The sequence below is a fragment of the Pseudoalteromonas sp. LC2018020214 genome (genome assembly GCF_016598755.1).
Taxonomy (GTDB): Bacteria; Pseudomonadota; Gammaproteobacteria; order Enterobacterales; family Alteromonadaceae; genus Pseudoalteromonas; species Pseudoalteromonas distincta.
Genome location: NZ_CP066805.1, coordinates 453,724 through 469,006, shown reverse-complemented (window position 1 = coordinate 469,006; position 15,283 = coordinate 453,724). Strand labels below are relative to the sequence as shown.

Here is a 15,283-nt window from a genome sequence, read left to right as displayed (position 1 = left end):
TTAGGGATATTTCTAAAATTAAGAATTTTTATGAAGTTTGAAGATGCGCAACAAAATATGAACCTCGCATACTTCGGTGGTGGAACCGGTGTATTAGTGTCTGGCTTGGTTTGGTGTATAGCTGGTTTTGTTGCATTACTGCATTCAAATCAATCGAGTATGCTTACTTTATTTTTTGGTGGTATGTTTATACATCCTTTAGCCATGCTACTTTCAAAAGCTCTTAAACGCTCTGGCAATCATGACGCTAAAAACCCATTAGGTAAATTGGCCTTAGAAAGCACTATTATTTTATTTGTTGGTTTGTTTTTAGCGCTTTATGTAGCAAAACTTCAAGCTGAATGGTTTTATTCAATAATGCTGATGATAATTGGTGTTCGCTATTTAGTTTTCAACACTTTATATGGCATGAAAGTGTACTGGATTTTAGGTGCTTCGCTTATGTTTTCTGGCATGTTGTGTATTGTCTTAAATGCCAATTTTGTAATCGGCGCCTTTATTGGCGGGATAACCGAAATAGTATTTGCGCTAGTAATATTTGCCCAATCGAAAGGTATGGTTTTAAAAACAGAATAATAAGCTCTTATAATCGCAAAAATAGTGTGCAGTTGGAGTTACCCTTCAGCTTGGTATATAGCAAAGGTTTTTAAAGTATTGAGTATCTGCAAATTGCATGTATTCATTAGTCGGCCTAGAGCGATAACCGGTCATTGAGATTGGCTAAATATAAGAGTTAATTAATTAGTAAAATTGTTTCGTTTGCGCATATATTAATAAAAATGAGCGACGCGCGTATATTATTGCATTTAAGTTTACTTAAAAGTTTTAGAGAACTTAGTGATAGTAATAATTTAGGTTATTACTATCACTATATAATGTAGAAAAATGAGCGTGGCATCGGCAGGAATATGTGCGATGAGCGCACTATTAAATGTTACATTTCTTGAGAGGGACTAGTGGTCAATTTGAAGGATTTTCTAATGCATGTTGATGCGTCGCATTTACACGACAAGATTGGTAGGTTTCGTGATTTAGACTTCAAACGAATGTCATATCAGGAAGTCCAAAAAGCTATAGCTGATGTGATTACTTTTAGCACTCCGTATGGCAACATTTCAATATTGATGCCTATGAACGCTAGTTACCCTGCTGGTACAAGGTTTTACCGGGTTCGGGCATTACCTGAGGATGATCGAAAGATTCCTCTTCAAACTATGTCTAAGGTGTCTGATTGTTGGGAGCCTCCTGAACATATTGTGAAGGCAGGAAGGCTAAATCGAGACAATGAAGCTTTGTTGTATACAGCGCCTATCTCACCTTTTGTTGCAGTAGAGGAAATGAAAATTCCAGATGGTAAGTTGTTTTCACTTATTGTGTACGAAGCGCTAGAGCAAATTAATGTAACCATGATAGGGGCACAGCCAAATACTGAAGGGCTAAATGCAGAGGAAGTGTTCAAATCCAAGATGATTCAGAACTTTTTGAGACATGAGTTCATTAGGGATGTTGGTGTGGGTACAGAATACCTTTACAGAATCTCTGAATCGATAACTAAGGATTACTTTGATTTACCTCCTGATTTTCAAGATGCTTGGTGTTACCCGTCGGTTGCAAAAAAAGGCCATTTCAATGTGTGCTTTCGTAAAGATAAAAGATCCAAACTTAAATTGATTGGTTCCCAAATTGCTAGTGTTGCTCGAGAAAAAGATGACTATCTGTTTCACGCAAAGCTGGTAACTAAAGTCGGAGCTGATGGTGAAAGTCTTACTTACCATCAAATAGGTTCTGACGAGCAACGGGAGTTTTTTCCCGAAATTATGTTGGCAGAAATGTAACAAGCGCATGTTGGCTGATTGGTTTTCCGCTGCGCTACAAGCCAACCGTAAATGTGGGCATTACCACCGTCCGCTGTTGGCACTCAACCGCACTTCGGCTAAGAGCGAACTACTGACATTGAGCTAATCTTCATTGTTAGAAAGCATTATGCTGTAGAATTATAATGACTTTTTATTTTATAGGGATCTGAAATAACAAATGATTAGAACTTTTTTGTTGTGTTGCACTTTTATAATTGCGACGTCTGCTTATGGAAATATGCCATCCTATTTCAACGAAGATATTGATAGCGAGTACAGAGAGCTGCTTAAACATGCAGACAAGATGCTTCCTGAAACAAATAAACAGCTAGCATATCTTCCTTCATTCTTTCCATTTAGCCTGTTGGATGTTCGCCCAACAAATTTCGTCAATAATAATGACAAGCAAGCTTTTGCAAATTTTAATTTTGGGGTATTAGGAAGTAGGTTCCTGAATATTAATAAGAAGCAACTTTCTAATTTGCCAAGTATCTCAATATGCAAAGAGCAAAAATGTAAAAAAGAACGAATTAAGCTGATAAAGCAGTTTTTAGTGGATTCAAAGAGTGAAGTTGAAATGTTGAGACAAAATACAAATATTTATATTGTCCAGCAAACGGCACCACATGTTTTTCGCATAAATAACACGTTTTATAGTCCAACGCAGCTTATTACCTACTACCCATCCAAACAAGCAGGATTCATCCCGTCAGGTGACTATAAGCTATCCAAGCCTGAAGAAGCTCCCAAAATGTTGGCATTATCTGAAGTTACTAAGGCTCTGAGAGAGGTAATGGCTAAGTATAATGTTGCTGCAATCACGAGAGTAAACGAAGAGAGTCTCAACATAATCTTTGGAGGTATAAGCGATAACCATTGGGGAATCGTAATTAACCATAAATCAACTATTCCAACTTCTGGTGATTATAGCCATATAGGTTTGGAATTCGATATTGTTCAAAAAGTTTCAGATAGCAGTTTTTACTATCAGACTAACTAATGGCTGTTATTGGCACTTTTGTGGAGTTCAACTGTGAGCGAAAACTGACTGTCAGCCCCAACTATTCCAAATATTGATTATCTTATAAAAGAAACAACAACGACAACCAGAGTAATAAACCCCGCAATCACAGCCTAATCAATAAGCATAAGTTGATGAGGTATTGTTACTTTTAGTGCCTTATTGTTATTTATTGATCGTAATCAATAGATAACCCTTTAATACTCACTACACTTAACTTGTTGAGATGGAGCCGAGTCTATTCTTATGGAGTTGGTAATATCATTGAAAAATATGATTTTAGATTGTGAAGGAGAATAATATGCGCATAGGTAATATTTTATGGCCTACGGATTTTTCTGATACTGCATCACATGCTTTGCAATATGCCATTGAAATGGCGAATTTATATCAAGTAGGCATTCGTATTTTACACATTGTTGATCAGCCTTCAGATAATGAGAATTATATGATCCTTGCGATAACTCCCCAAGAGTTAGCTAAAAATATGGAAGACGCTGCGGCGAGTAAAATGCATGAGTTATTAGGTCAGTTGAATACTGATTTAAAGATTGAAACGGTTATTCGACATGGTGATGCCATTAATGAGATTTTAGATGAGACTAATAGCGGTGATATAGGCATGGTGGTAATTGCCAGTCATGGAAGAACCGGACTTTCTCATTTTTTGAATGTTAACGTTGCAGAAACGATCGCCAATAAAGCTGATTGCCCAGTGTTAATAGTCAAATAAAATTGGCGCGTATCTCTTGTCCCGCTGCGGTTTTAGACGGGACAAAGTGGCCAGCAGGTTGGGTAAAAATGTGAGTTGTGTAAACGTCAATACACGGTTTAACTGCCCGAAAGTGAACTTTCATACTGGGGCAGTACCTGTATGTATAACCTGGTCTTTTCCTCATGAATTGACTGAATAATGAAGGTCCGCTTATGGCCACCCTCCAACCACTCAACAACATAAAATGTTGATAATAATTGGCAAGGTATTTTACTGTGTCGGATGACGCTTCGCTTATCCGACCTACACTTACACAAAACCGCTTATTTGGCGTCTCCCACTGGTGAAAATAAAGCGTTTATTCAACCCTAATACCTTGCTTTAAAAGGTACTCCACTGCTTTATCTGTATGTGGCTTAAACGCCTTCCAGCGGCCGATTGCTTTATTGTTAAGTGGTTGGCGAACTTGTACTTTACTGGCGGTAGAGACCGGTGCGGTGTTTAAGTGAAAATCTATACACTGGGGTTGCCACTCTAGGTTACAAAAGCTGACTAACTCTTTAATTTGTTGCTCGGGCTGTGCGACTAACTCTTCGTATTTTACTAATTTTATATTGCTGTGCAGGGCGCTAAAGTGCTGCATTAGTTTGTAAAAACGGCTGTAAAATTTAGCGGTGTCGAGTAGGTCGAGCGAGTAAGCATAGTAGGGATTATTAATGGTAAATAATTGGCGATAGTTGCCAATACAGGTGTCCATTGGATCGCGCAGCATACAAATGATTTTAGCGTTTGGCAGTGCTTTGGTTATTAAATCGATATAAAAAAAGTTAAACGGGAGCTTATCAATAAAGTGTTTATGGCTGCCTGTTATTACGCGTGTTGCGTTTAAATAGGTTGACCCAAGCTGATTAAAATCAAGCTCGTAGGCTTTACTGAGCGTTTGAGTGTCGAGCACGTGAGGTGTTTGTATTTGGCTCAGCTTTTTAACACTTAGGCCAAAGTCTTGTAATTCACCGGCTGATTGCACGTCGCTGTGGCTCGATAAAATACGCTCAACTAATGTGGTGCCAGAGCGGGGCATGCCTAATACAAAAATAGGTTCGGCCGTCGGGTTACCTTGCGTTAGCGCTTGTGTGTGCTGCTCACTTAAGAGTTTAATATGTTCAAATAATTCAGTTGAGCTTTTATGATCAAACGGTTGTACAGCACGTTTTGCTAATTTACCTTGCTCTAACGCGTTAAAAGCCTCTGAAAATTCACCAAGATCTTGATACTCTTTTGCTAAAGCATGGCCAATATGCAGTTTTGCATCGGGGTGTGTTACTTGCTCAAATACGTTTTTTAAGCGCTCAATATGGTTGTTTTGCTTACTTACTTTAGTTAAATCACTTAATGCAAAATGACTTTGATGGTGCAGCGGGTTAAGCGCTATGGCATTTTCAAAAGCGTGTTGGGCTTTATCAAATAGTCCTAAAAACTTAGCGCTTACACCGTAGTTATAATAAAACGGTGGTTGAGCTTTGTTAGCTGCTGTAGCCAGTGTAATAGCGCGCTCAAAGTAGTTAAGTGCTTGCTCGTGAATACCTGCTTGAGTAAGTGCAACGCCAAGTGTGTCGGCATCAAGGGCTTTAGTTATTTGTTTTAATGGCACAGATAGTGCGGTGTTTTTTGCTTTTTGTAATTCGCCAGTAAGTGCGTAACATTTAGCAAGTTGCGCGGTGTATTCAATACTTTGGCCAAGGGTAAGGGCTTTTTCGATGAGCTTTATTGCTTTGTGTATTTGCCCAACAGTTAAATTAACCATTGCCAGCAAAAAATACCCATCAGCAAAGTCTGGTTTGAGTGTAACTAACTCCACTAGGGCTTTGTGTGCTTGCTCTATTTTACCTTGGTTTAGGGAGTGTATTGCGCTTTGATGAAGTTGCTTTAAATTTGGCTGCATGGTTTTTGGTAATTATTTTGTGAAAGAAAATAAAAAGGCTCAAATAAATTTGAGCCTTAAAACATTGTTTAAAAATTACTATAAATTATATTTCAAATTTGTAGTTAAATTTAACACCTACCGTAAGCGGGCGATTAATGTAATGGCCGTAGTTACGTTGTATGTCGGCGCCATTAGCGGATGTTATATCTGCATCTGAACGACGAACGGATGTAACCGCGTATTTGTTGAATAGGTTATCAACATATAGGGTAGTTGACCATGCATCAGCTGTTAATTTAGCTGATATATTACTTAAGCTGTAACCGGGTAGTGTTTCTCCGTTATCACGAAGACCTACTCTTGAAAGCACGTCGCTTTGCGCAGTTAAACCGTAGTTAATATCAAGCGTTTTGTCGTTAAACACGTCTGTTTGATAGTTTACACCCATCGAAAATTGATTTTCAGGTGAGCCTGGTAAACGGTCGCCGTCTTCTGCGCCATCGGTACCATCGGCATTAAACAAAAATGGTGCATCTGATGTTAGCTCTGCTTTTGTGTAGGCATAAGTTGCGTAAACTGAAAACGAGTCAGATAAAATGGCACGGGTTGAAATTTCAATCCCTTTTGCATTTGCGCTGCCTGCGTTTGAGAGGTACGTTAATTGACCTATATCTGTAGCGCCAGTGATTTGCGCATCATCCCAATCTACGTTAAATAACGCGGCGTTAAAGTGTAGCTGGCTTCTAAACCATGTACTTTTAAAGCCTAGCTCGTAGTTTGTTGTGGTGTCGGCTTCATATAATAATTCGTCAGGTTTACCACAACCTGTTTGTTGATCCTCAACAATTGGATCAGGACAAGACACTAAACCGTTTGAACCACCAATTCTAAAGCCTTCACTTACTGTTACATAACCCATTACTGAGTCAGTAAACTGGTATTTAGCATTAAATTTAAATAAGTTACCGTTATCGCCAGCGTCATCTTTTTCGTATGCAACGGTGATTTTGTCAGGATCTACTCCACCATACAATGTATTGGCTAGCGGGAAGTCAAAAGCTGCTTGCGACTCTACATCGTATTCGTAAAAACGGGCACCAATGGTAATATCTAATTTGTCGGTTACTTGATAACCAACTTCACCAAATAGTGCAGACTCAGTGACGGTACTTTTTGTAAGCTCTAAGTATTCTAATGAGTCAGGTCTTAGCTGCTCGCCACCAAAGTTATCAATAGCGAATTGGTCAAACCCAGGGGTAAACTCTCGGCTTGACGCTTCGGTTTCTGTTTTGTTGTAAAAGCCACCCACAATCCAGTTAAAGTCGCTGTCGCCTTGCGACACTAAGCGAATTTCTTGAGTGAAGGTGTCTTCTTCGTCTATTTCACGGGTAAACGTTGAAAACGAAGGGAATTCTTCATAGCCGTAATCAAGACGAATAAGTAAGTCTGTTTGATCGCGTTGACCGTCGGCATCAAAGCTCGAAATACCAGTAGCCGATACTAGCTCTGCAAAACCTAAATCGGCTTTTAGCTCAAGGCTTAGTAATTGGTCTTTTTTCTCGCGCGGCTCTTCAAAGCGATAAGCCGATTCGTATTTACCTATTACGTCGCTTAAACCGTTGTTTGGATTAAGGCTGTTGTAATGAACAATCGAGCGGCCTTCGCTGTCTTGGTTTTGATAAAAGTAGTTAAGCGTACCTTCAAACGATTCATTTGGTTTAAAGCGAACAGAAATACGACCTGTAGTGGTGGTTTCGCCGTTGGCGTCTTTTACATTTTTAAGGTTGTTATTAACTGCTGAGCTATCGCTCCAATCTGGATCAGGTAGTGATACGCCTGGCTCGCGTACTACGTAGCCGTAATCGATAAAACCCGGATCTTCATATACGTTTAAGCTGGCGCGTACTGCTAATTTATCTTCAATAATAGGAAGGTTAAATATAAAGCCGCCTTCGCCACCTAAAGAGTCACTTTCTTTTGTTTGAAACAGGTCGCCGTAAACTTCAAGCGATGTAAAATCAAGCTCAGGCTGTTTAAGCATGTAGCGAATTGCACCGCCTAATGTGCCTGCACCATAAAGGGTGCCTTGTGGCCCAATTAATACTTCAACACGCTCAATATCTACTAGGCGCATATCTACTGAAACCGGAATTTCGTTAATGTAAGTAGATACTGTGCCGCCATCTGATGATGGACCAGACGAGTTTGTATTTAAACCACGAACAATAATAGGCGAGCCTGAGCGGCCACCTTGATCGGTAATTGTTAAACCAGGTACCCAGCGTGCTACATCCGCAAGCTCACTGATATTTTGATCTTTCATTATATCAGCATCAAGGGCTGTAATATTTAGCGGTGCATTTTGCACCGAGCCGCTGCGCCTTGTTGCTGTAACTTCGATTACTTCGAATGATTTGTTTTTAGCTGCAACTTCTTCTTGAGCAAGTGCGGCATTAGGCAATAAAAATACGCTAGAAATAGCGCTCGAAATAGCCAAGGTTAACAAGCTTGGTTTAAACATAAAAAGTGATCCCCAGTTCAAATATTTTACATTAGTAAATTAAGTTAAGCAGTTTATCAGGGAGTGAAGTCGCTTGGAATATTTAAATTGAATTTTAATTCACTTTTATAGAATAAATATGGTTGATATGTAGGGTTTTTATTTGGTTAATCGGTAATACAGGCAATGGCTTAGTGTAATTAGGTACAGTTAGATTAAAAATTAAACCCTTGTTTAAAGGTAAATAGTCATTCATATTTTAAAGATGGTGTTATGACGTGCTCGTTAAACAAATTATTACATTAAAATTAATATTTCATAATGTCATTACTTATACTTTTATTAGCACTATTAAAGTGTATTTTGATCCCCATTAAGAGTGTTAAGTCGCCATTATTAGTGACAGTTTAAGTTATTGAGTGAGCGTGTTTGATTGCCGCTTCGTATTCTATTTTTTTGTTTTGTCCGCACTTTTTTGTGCGTGTTTTTAAGGATTAACAATGAGCCAACTATTTTCGCCTTTATCACTTGGGCAAGTAACGTTAGATAACCGTATTATTATTGCTCCTATGTGCCAGTATTCAGCCAATAATGGCGCTGCTAGCGATTGGCATACTATTCATTTAGGCCAATTGAGTTTAAGTGGTGCAGGGTTACTTATTTTAGAAGCAACAGCAGTAAACCCAGAAGGGCGTATTAGCTACGGTGATTTGGGGCTTTGGAATAACGAAACCCAGCAAGCACTAGGCAAAAGCCTAAAAGCAGTAAGGCAATACAGCCCTATGCCTATTGGTATTCAGTTAGCGCATGCTGGGCGCAAAGCATCAACTGAAAAACCATGGGACGGTGGCGATGCCATTGCACCTGATGATGTAAATGGCTGGCAAACGCTCGCACCTTCGGCAATTGCGTACGACGCTAACAGCCCAGTGCCAAAAGCAATGAGCCAATCTGACATAGATTCACTAATTAAAGATTTTGTAAGTGCAGCTAAACGCGCTGATGAACTCGGCCTTGATTTAATCGAGCTTCATGGTGCGCACGGTTACCTGTTACATCAATTTTTGTCGCCACTTTCAAACAAGCGCGATGACAACTACGGTGGCAGCCTAGAAAACAGAATGCGCTTATTACTTGATGTGTTTAAAGCGGTAAGAGCGGTATTCCCCAGTAATAAAGCAGTGGGTGTGCGTATTTCGGCAACCGATTGGGTTGAAGGTGGCTGGGATTTAGAGCAATCGATAGTGCTTAGTAAAGCGCTTGATGAACTAGGTTGTGATTTTATTCATGTAAGTACGGCGGGTTTAAGCCCTGAGCAACAAATACCAGTAAAACCTAATTTTCAGGTACCGTTTGCAACAGCCATCAAAGAAGCGGTTAAAATGCCTGTTATAGCGGTGGGTTTAATTACACAGGCGCAACAAGCCGAAGATATTATTAGTGAGCAGCAAGCCGATGGCGTAGCACTAGCGCGTGGTATTTTATATAACCCGCACTGGCCGTGGCATGCAGCTGCAGAGCTTGGCGCTACAGTAACTGCACCTAAACAGTATTTACGCTCAAGCCCACATGGGCAGCCATCACCAATAAAATAAGTAAATTACGAAGTTATAACCCAACCCGCGTTTGCTGGTTGGGTTTTATTATTTTTATAAAGTAGAGACACACATGACCCAACCAGGCGTTTCAGCGCAACCACTTAGCAATACACTCGTTACTATTATTGCTTTGTGTTGCGGTCTTATTGTTGCCAATATTTACTACGCTCAACCTATTATTGAGTTGCTTGCCCCAGAAGTTGGATTAAGTTCACACAGTGCTAGCCTTATCGTATCGCTTACACAAATAGGCTACGCTTTGGGGTTGTTTTTTTTAGTGCCATTAGCTGACTTAATTGAAAATAAAAAGCTTATGTTGGTCACTCTTGGTGTGTCGTTTTTGAGTTTAGTGGGTACGGCACTTGCTGATTCACCTAATGTAATGCTTATTTTGTGTTTGATGATAGGTATAAGTTCGGTTTCTGTTCAGGTGCTTATTCCGCTTGCTGCGCATTTATCGTCTGACGAAAAACGCGGGCAGGTTCTTGGCAATATTATGGCGGGTTTGTTGCTAGGTATTTTGCTGGCAAGACCTATATCGAGCTTAATAGCCGATCACTTTGGTTGGCGCGCTGTATTTTACTTTGCAGCAGGGTGTATGGTGTTTATTGCAGGCGTAATTTATTTTGCTATTCCAATTAGGCAACCAACCCATAAAACAACGTATTTTAAGTTATTAAAATCGCTTAAACAGTTAATGATAAGCCAGCCAGTGCTGCGCCAACGTTCACTTTTTCAAGCATTAATGTTTGCATCGTTCAGTTTATTTTGGACGAGCGTACCGGTTGTGCTTGCCCGTGAGTATGGTTTATCCCAATCAGAAATAGCATTGTTTGCACTAGTGGGCGCCGCTGGTGCTGTAGCTGCCCCCATTGTTGGGCGTTTGGCTGATAAAGGTTATACGCATCAGTTATCGTTACTGGCCAAACTCATTGCAGCATTGTGCTTTTTACCAAGCTTATTTGAGTTACCTTACGGCATTATAGTATTGGCATTAACCGGTGTGTTTATTGATTTTGCTGTGCAGGCCAATATGGTATTGGGTCAACGTGCAGTGTACGCACTAGAGCCACAAAGCCGTGCGCGTTTAAACGCTATTTATATGACGAGTATATTTGTAGGTGGCGCAGTAGGCTCGCTTATTGCCAGCCCATTATATGAAGCAGGCGGTTGGACTGGTATTGCACTGGTGGCTACGGGTATGCCGCTTATTTCATTGATTGGCTATTTGCTTACAACTAAAAAGCAAAGTAAGGCTGTGAGTTAAAAAATTACCAGATACAACACAATAAAGTCACCATGTTACGTGGTGACTTTATTTAACTTGTTTAGGTTAGTTTGGTAGTTAATTAAGTAGCCTGTTTTTTTGCGTTTGAAAACGAGCTACCAACAGATGCAATAATTACAAGCAAAATAGCGAGCCACTGCCATAAAGTAAGTAACTCACCCAGTATAATAAACCCTGCGAGCGAGGCTATTGCAGGCTCTAAACTCATCATTACGCTAAACCCTTGTGAAGGCATGTTACGCAGTGCAACCATTTCAAGTGTGTAAGGCAGTGCGCTTGATAAAATAGCAATACCAATACCCAGAGGGATAATTTCCCATGTAAACGCGGTGCTTTGCATAATGCCGCCGTAAGGCACTAGCACTATAGCGGCAACAGTCATGCCCAATGCGACAGTGGCTCCACCAGAGCTTTGTGTGCCCGTTTTTTTACCAAATAATATATAACCTGCCCAACATGCACCGGCACCAAGAGCAAGCGCTACACCCAATGGATCAAGGCTGTCTTGGCCGCTCATATCTGGAAGCAAAAGCAAAATACCAGCAATAGCACAGGCAACCCAAAATAAATCACGTTTGCGGCGTGATGAAAACAAGGCAACAGCAAGCGGGCCTGTAAATTCAAGTGCTACACCAATGCCTAGTGGAATGCGTTCAATGGCGTAATAAAACAAAATGTTCATGCCGCCTAAGCTTAAACCATACACAATTATAGGAATACGATTACCCGTAGTAGGTAAGTGTTTCCAAGGTTTAAACACTAAGCAAAGTATAAAGGCAGAAAAACCAAGCCTAAGGGCTGTCGTGCCTTCAGGGCCAACAATAGGAAAAAGCTGTTTTGCAAACGACGCGCCCGTTTGAATGGTCATCATGGCAAGCAATACACACACGATAGCCAGTAAATAACTTTTTGAAGATGCTTGCATTTTAATCCTTGAGTTGAGTAACTCTATCAATTAGTTATGTAATGCAGGGAGTATAAAAGCTAAACCCGCCCGATATTAATGGCGGCATAGTATCTTTTTTTAAATTTATAGGTAAGTGTTTGCGACCAAAAATAACGCAATTAAAAGTATATTAAATAGGGCAGGTAAATAAAGTAAGAGGTAAAGTTAGCAAACAGGCGTTTGCTAACTTTAATAAGTTGGTTAAAAGACCTTAGTGGGCACTTTTATTAACTAAGCCATCAAGCGAGTAGAGGCCTCGTTTTTCATCATTTTTGCGTTTAATTTCTTCAAGTGCGCGCGATTCTACAGCGTCAAATAAAGCATTAATTAAGCGGTTAAAATGTTTGTGCATTGCACTGCGCGCTGCATTTGCATCATGCGACTTTAGAGCTGTATAAATAGCGGTGTGTTCGTCCATAACGCATTCGTTATTGTTTTTACACACACTGCCATAGTCAGCAACAATTTGTGGATTTGTTAAACGTAAATCCCACAAGTTAGACACTGCAAATTCAAGTGCTTTATTACGCGTTGCTCTAGCTATAATCTCATGAAACTCACGGTCGGCTTGCTCAACATACAGGCCTTTTTCCATAGCAATTAATGTTTTGTTTAGTTGCTCTAGTTCTTCTTTTGTAATGCTTTGAGCAGCTAAAGCGGCAATTTCGCCTTCAATTAATGCGCGAGCTTGAGTGAGTTCAAATGCACTGATCTCTTTTGATTTTATAGATGCATTTTTTTGTTCTACTACGTAAACACCAGAGCCAGTTTTAACTTCAACTCGGCCACGTACTTCTAATGCGATAATAGCTTCTCTAATGGTAGGGCGACTTACATCAAACATTTCTGCAAGTTCACGTTCAGGTGGTAAACGACTCCCAGCAGAAAATTCGCCTTGATTTATTAAAGACTCAATTTTATCAACTATGCGCCAAAATAAGCGACGATTACCCATACTTTACCTTCATTACCTTAAGGAATAATGGCCTCTGGGGCCTATAAGTCAAAACCAACTGTTAATATCAGAGGTTACCTTAAAATTCACTATTATGTCAAAATTCTAACGCGATGTTAGGGTTAAAAACCACTATACACCAATGGTTGCATTCTTGTATTACCAATTTAGTTTAAAATAATGTAATTGGCCAGCTTGATTGGTAATGTTTTTATGTGTTAGGTTAGATTTAAGTTTGTTGTAGAAGTATTTGATTGCCCATGGATGGGGATCGCTATTTTTAAAGTGTTTTGTAAAATGTGTCGTTGTACGAGAGCTATTTAAGCTTTCTTCTGGGCGTTAACTGTCGTTGGTTAACGCCCATATTTTATTTAATTAGTCGTTAGGGTACACAACCCCAAGCTGTTTGCGCGCTTCATCAAGAACGCCCATTACGTTACTGGCTAAAATGTGCGTATTAACTGGTGACTCAAGGATATTTTGCTTCACTAATGCCATAAAATGTTCAACTTCGTATTTCATAAAGTGCTCATCAAACGGCTGGGATATAACCTCTACATCACCATTATTAGCAATAAACTCCACCTTTTTAAGTTGCGATACAGCTTCTATACGTATGCGCCCAAGCTCGCCTTGTATTTCGGTTATGTTGTCGCCTTGCGATATTTTGGAGTAACTAATAACGGCTTGTTTATCTGCATAGTTTAGTAATACATCGCCCGCACCATCTACACCAGTATCAAGCAATACGCCACTGGCACTCACGCTTTTTGGTGCCCCCCAAAGTGCAATTAATAAATACAGTGGGTAAATCCCTAAATCAACTAAAGCGCCGTTAGCAAACTCGGGTAAAAATGTGTTTGGGCGTTCGCCATTTTTATACTTATCGTAACGCGATGAGTATTGACTGTACTGGCCAATATATTTACGTGGTGTGCCAATTTTTACCATTGCCTGTTGCAGCTGTTCAAAGTTAGGCAAGTGAGTGGTCATCATGGCTTCCATGTAAAGGCGCTGATGCTTTTTTGCTGCAGCTATAATGCTTGCAAGCTCTTTAGAGTTGGCTGCTGATGGTTTTTCGCCAAGGACATGTTTACCCGCTTCTAGACACATAATGGCATATTGTTTGTGTAAGCTGTTAGGGGCGGCTATGTAGACAGCATCGACATGTTTATCTTGGCAAACTTGCTCGATTGAGGTGAAAATTTTTGCTTGTGCATTTTGTGGGTGTTTGGCTAAAAACGCTTCGCCGCTAGATACTGCGCGCGAGCACACCCCATATAAATTAAAATCGTTTAACGTATTTGCAGCGGCTAACAATGTGTCGCTAATAAAATTGGTGCCAACAATAACAAAGTTCATGCTCACTCCTTAGCTTAAATAAAAATAATAATAAGAGTGTTTAGTTTAACATTTTTTTAGTTCTATATGCGCTAGGGGAGCACCCAAACCAGCGTTTAACATTAACACTTAGCGTTGCTTGTTCCTGATACCCTAAAAGCTCAGATATGGTTGAGATTGTAAATTGGTTTTGCGCTAAATAGTGTGCAGCTAAAGCGCGACGAGTGGCATCTTTAAGTTTTACAAAACTCGTATTATGTTTGATAAGTTCTCGATGCAGAGTACGCGGGTGCATACCCAGCGCAGCTGAAATAGTTTGGTTACTACATTGATAAATAGGAAGCATAGGCCTAATTAGCGCACTAACTTGGTTGGGCAACGGTTGTGTGTGTTCTTTGTTTTTTGCCAAGAAGTTTAGCGCTGCTTGTACTTTATTTAGTTTAGGGTGATCAAGCTCAAGAGTTAAATCACTTTTTGAGATTACAATGCCAGCGCTGTTGCGATGCTCTATAACGTTACAACCAAAGTAAGTGTTATAGGCACGAGTATTAGTACTTAACTTTTTTGGCAAAAATATATTAATTGGTTTGCAGCGGTTATTACTCAGCTTTTTAATAACAGCTAATGCTAAACCAATGGTTAGCTCAATGACTTGGTTTATGTGCGGTAATGGTTTTAAATTAATTTCGAATGATAAAAACAAGCTTTTATCATTCTCTAAAGGGTGCGAATTTAAGCTAAGTGCAGGGCTGTGTAAGTGAAGGTATTTAATAACCCAATTAAGTGCATCACCTAAAGTAGTACTACTTTTGGCAGCTATTGCAATATGTCCTAAAATATCAAAATTTTGTCTACTTGCGAGCTTAAGGCCAAAACTAGAGCAATTGAACTTACAAGCACAGTATTCTAAAAGCTCAGCGTAGTCTCGATAAGGTAAATATTGGTTGTCGAGATTTTTAAAGTCAACGTTACTAATATTACAGCTTTGCATTATTTCATGCGGATCGCCGCCAAATTCGCTAATTAGCGTGTCTATACCTTGTAATGACGTGGCTCTGATTAGGCTGCTCATGGTTAACCCCAAATAAGTGATGTCTAAAAATATCAAGTTTTATTGGGTTTTTCTATGCACTATTACT

The 15,283-nt window shown here is 39.7% G+C and carries 12 protein-coding genes; 6 read left to right on the top strand and 6 right to left on the bottom strand.

What is annotated here, in order from left to right:
- Positions 1-30: 30 nt before the first annotated feature.
- The 4 genes from JG479_RS18500 (at position 31) to JG479_RS18485 (ending at position 3,610) form a co-directional block, all read left to right on the top strand.
- A complete protein-coding gene (locus JG479_RS18500; RefSeq protein WP_200220378.1) occupies positions 31-576 on the top strand; it encodes a DUF7010 family protein in 546 nt (181 codons plus the stop codon).
- A 404-nt stretch (positions 577-980) separates the two neighbouring features.
- Positions 981-1,835 carry a hypothetical protein gene (locus tag JG479_RS18495; RefSeq protein ID WP_200220377.1) on the top strand — a complete coding sequence of 285 codons (855 nt, stop codon included), beginning with the start codon at positions 981-983 and terminating at the stop codon, positions 1,833-1,835.
- 199 nt (positions 1,836-2,034) lie between these two features.
- Entirely contained in the window at positions 2,035-2,856 is an 822-nt protein-coding gene (locus tag JG479_RS18490; protein ID WP_234047903.1) for a hypothetical protein, read from the top strand.
- 322 nt (positions 2,857-3,178) lie between these two features.
- Complete coding sequence (locus tag JG479_RS18485; protein ID WP_200220376.1) at positions 3,179-3,610, top strand: universal stress protein; 432 nt, start codon at positions 3,179-3,181, stop codon at positions 3,608-3,610.
- Positions 3,611-3,950: 340 nt separating this feature from the next.
- Here the strand turns inward: JG479_RS18485 and JG479_RS18480 are convergent, their stop codons facing one another.
- Together JG479_RS18480 and JG479_RS18475 are read right to left on the bottom strand one after the other, a co-directional pair.
- A complete protein-coding gene (locus tag JG479_RS18480) occupies positions 3,951-5,534 on the bottom strand; it encodes a tetratricopeptide repeat-containing sulfotransferase family protein (RefSeq protein ID WP_200220375.1) in 1,584 nt (527 codons plus the stop codon).
- A gap of 85 nt (positions 5,535-5,619) precedes the next feature.
- Positions 5,620-8,037: a TonB-dependent receptor gene (locus JG479_RS18475; protein WP_200220374.1), complete on the bottom strand. Its 2,418-nt coding sequence runs from the start codon at positions 8,035-8,037 to the stop codon at positions 5,620-5,622.
- 479 nt (positions 8,038-8,516) lie between these two features.
- On the opposite strand from JG479_RS18475, the gene JG479_RS18470 reads away from it, so the two are divergent.
- Together JG479_RS18470 and JG479_RS18465 are read left to right on the top strand one after the other, a co-directional pair.
- Positions 8,517-9,611 (top strand): NADH:flavin oxidoreductase/NADH oxidase, encoded by a 1,095-nt coding sequence (locus tag JG479_RS18470; protein ID WP_138490336.1) that lies wholly within the window; start codon positions 8,517-8,519, stop codon positions 9,609-9,611.
- 73 nt (positions 9,612-9,684) lie between these two features.
- Complete coding sequence (locus JG479_RS18465; protein ID WP_200220373.1) at positions 9,685-10,881, top strand: MFS transporter; 1,197 nt, start codon at positions 9,685-9,687, stop codon at positions 10,879-10,881.
- A gap of 82 nt (positions 10,882-10,963) precedes the next feature.
- Here the strand turns inward: JG479_RS18465 and JG479_RS18460 are convergent, their stop codons facing one another.
- The 4 genes from JG479_RS18460 to JG479_RS18445 all read right to left on the bottom strand — a co-directional run bounded on the left by JG479_RS18460 (position 10,964) and on the right by JG479_RS18445 (position 15,216).
- Positions 10,964-11,827: an EamA family transporter gene (locus tag JG479_RS18460; RefSeq protein ID WP_149603566.1), complete on the bottom strand. Its 864-nt coding sequence runs from the start codon at positions 11,825-11,827 to the stop codon at positions 10,964-10,966.
- A 232-nt stretch (positions 11,828-12,059) separates the two neighbouring features.
- Positions 12,060-12,803, bottom strand: a complete 744-nt coding sequence (locus JG479_RS18455; protein WP_200220372.1) for a FadR/GntR family transcriptional regulator — start codon at positions 12,801-12,803, stop codon at positions 12,060-12,062.
- Between the two features lie 375 nt (positions 12,804-13,178).
- The gene (locus JG479_RS18450) at positions 13,179-14,165 is read right to left on the bottom strand and encodes a Gfo/Idh/MocA family protein (protein ID WP_200220371.1); all 987 of its coding nucleotides are present in this window, start codon (positions 14,163-14,165) and stop codon (positions 13,179-13,181) included.
- Positions 14,166-14,205: 40 nt separating this feature from the next.
- Positions 14,206-15,216, bottom strand: a complete 1,011-nt coding sequence (locus JG479_RS18445; protein ID WP_200220370.1) for an AraC family transcriptional regulator — start codon at positions 15,214-15,216, stop codon at positions 14,206-14,208.
- Positions 15,217-15,283: the final 67 nt, after the last annotated feature.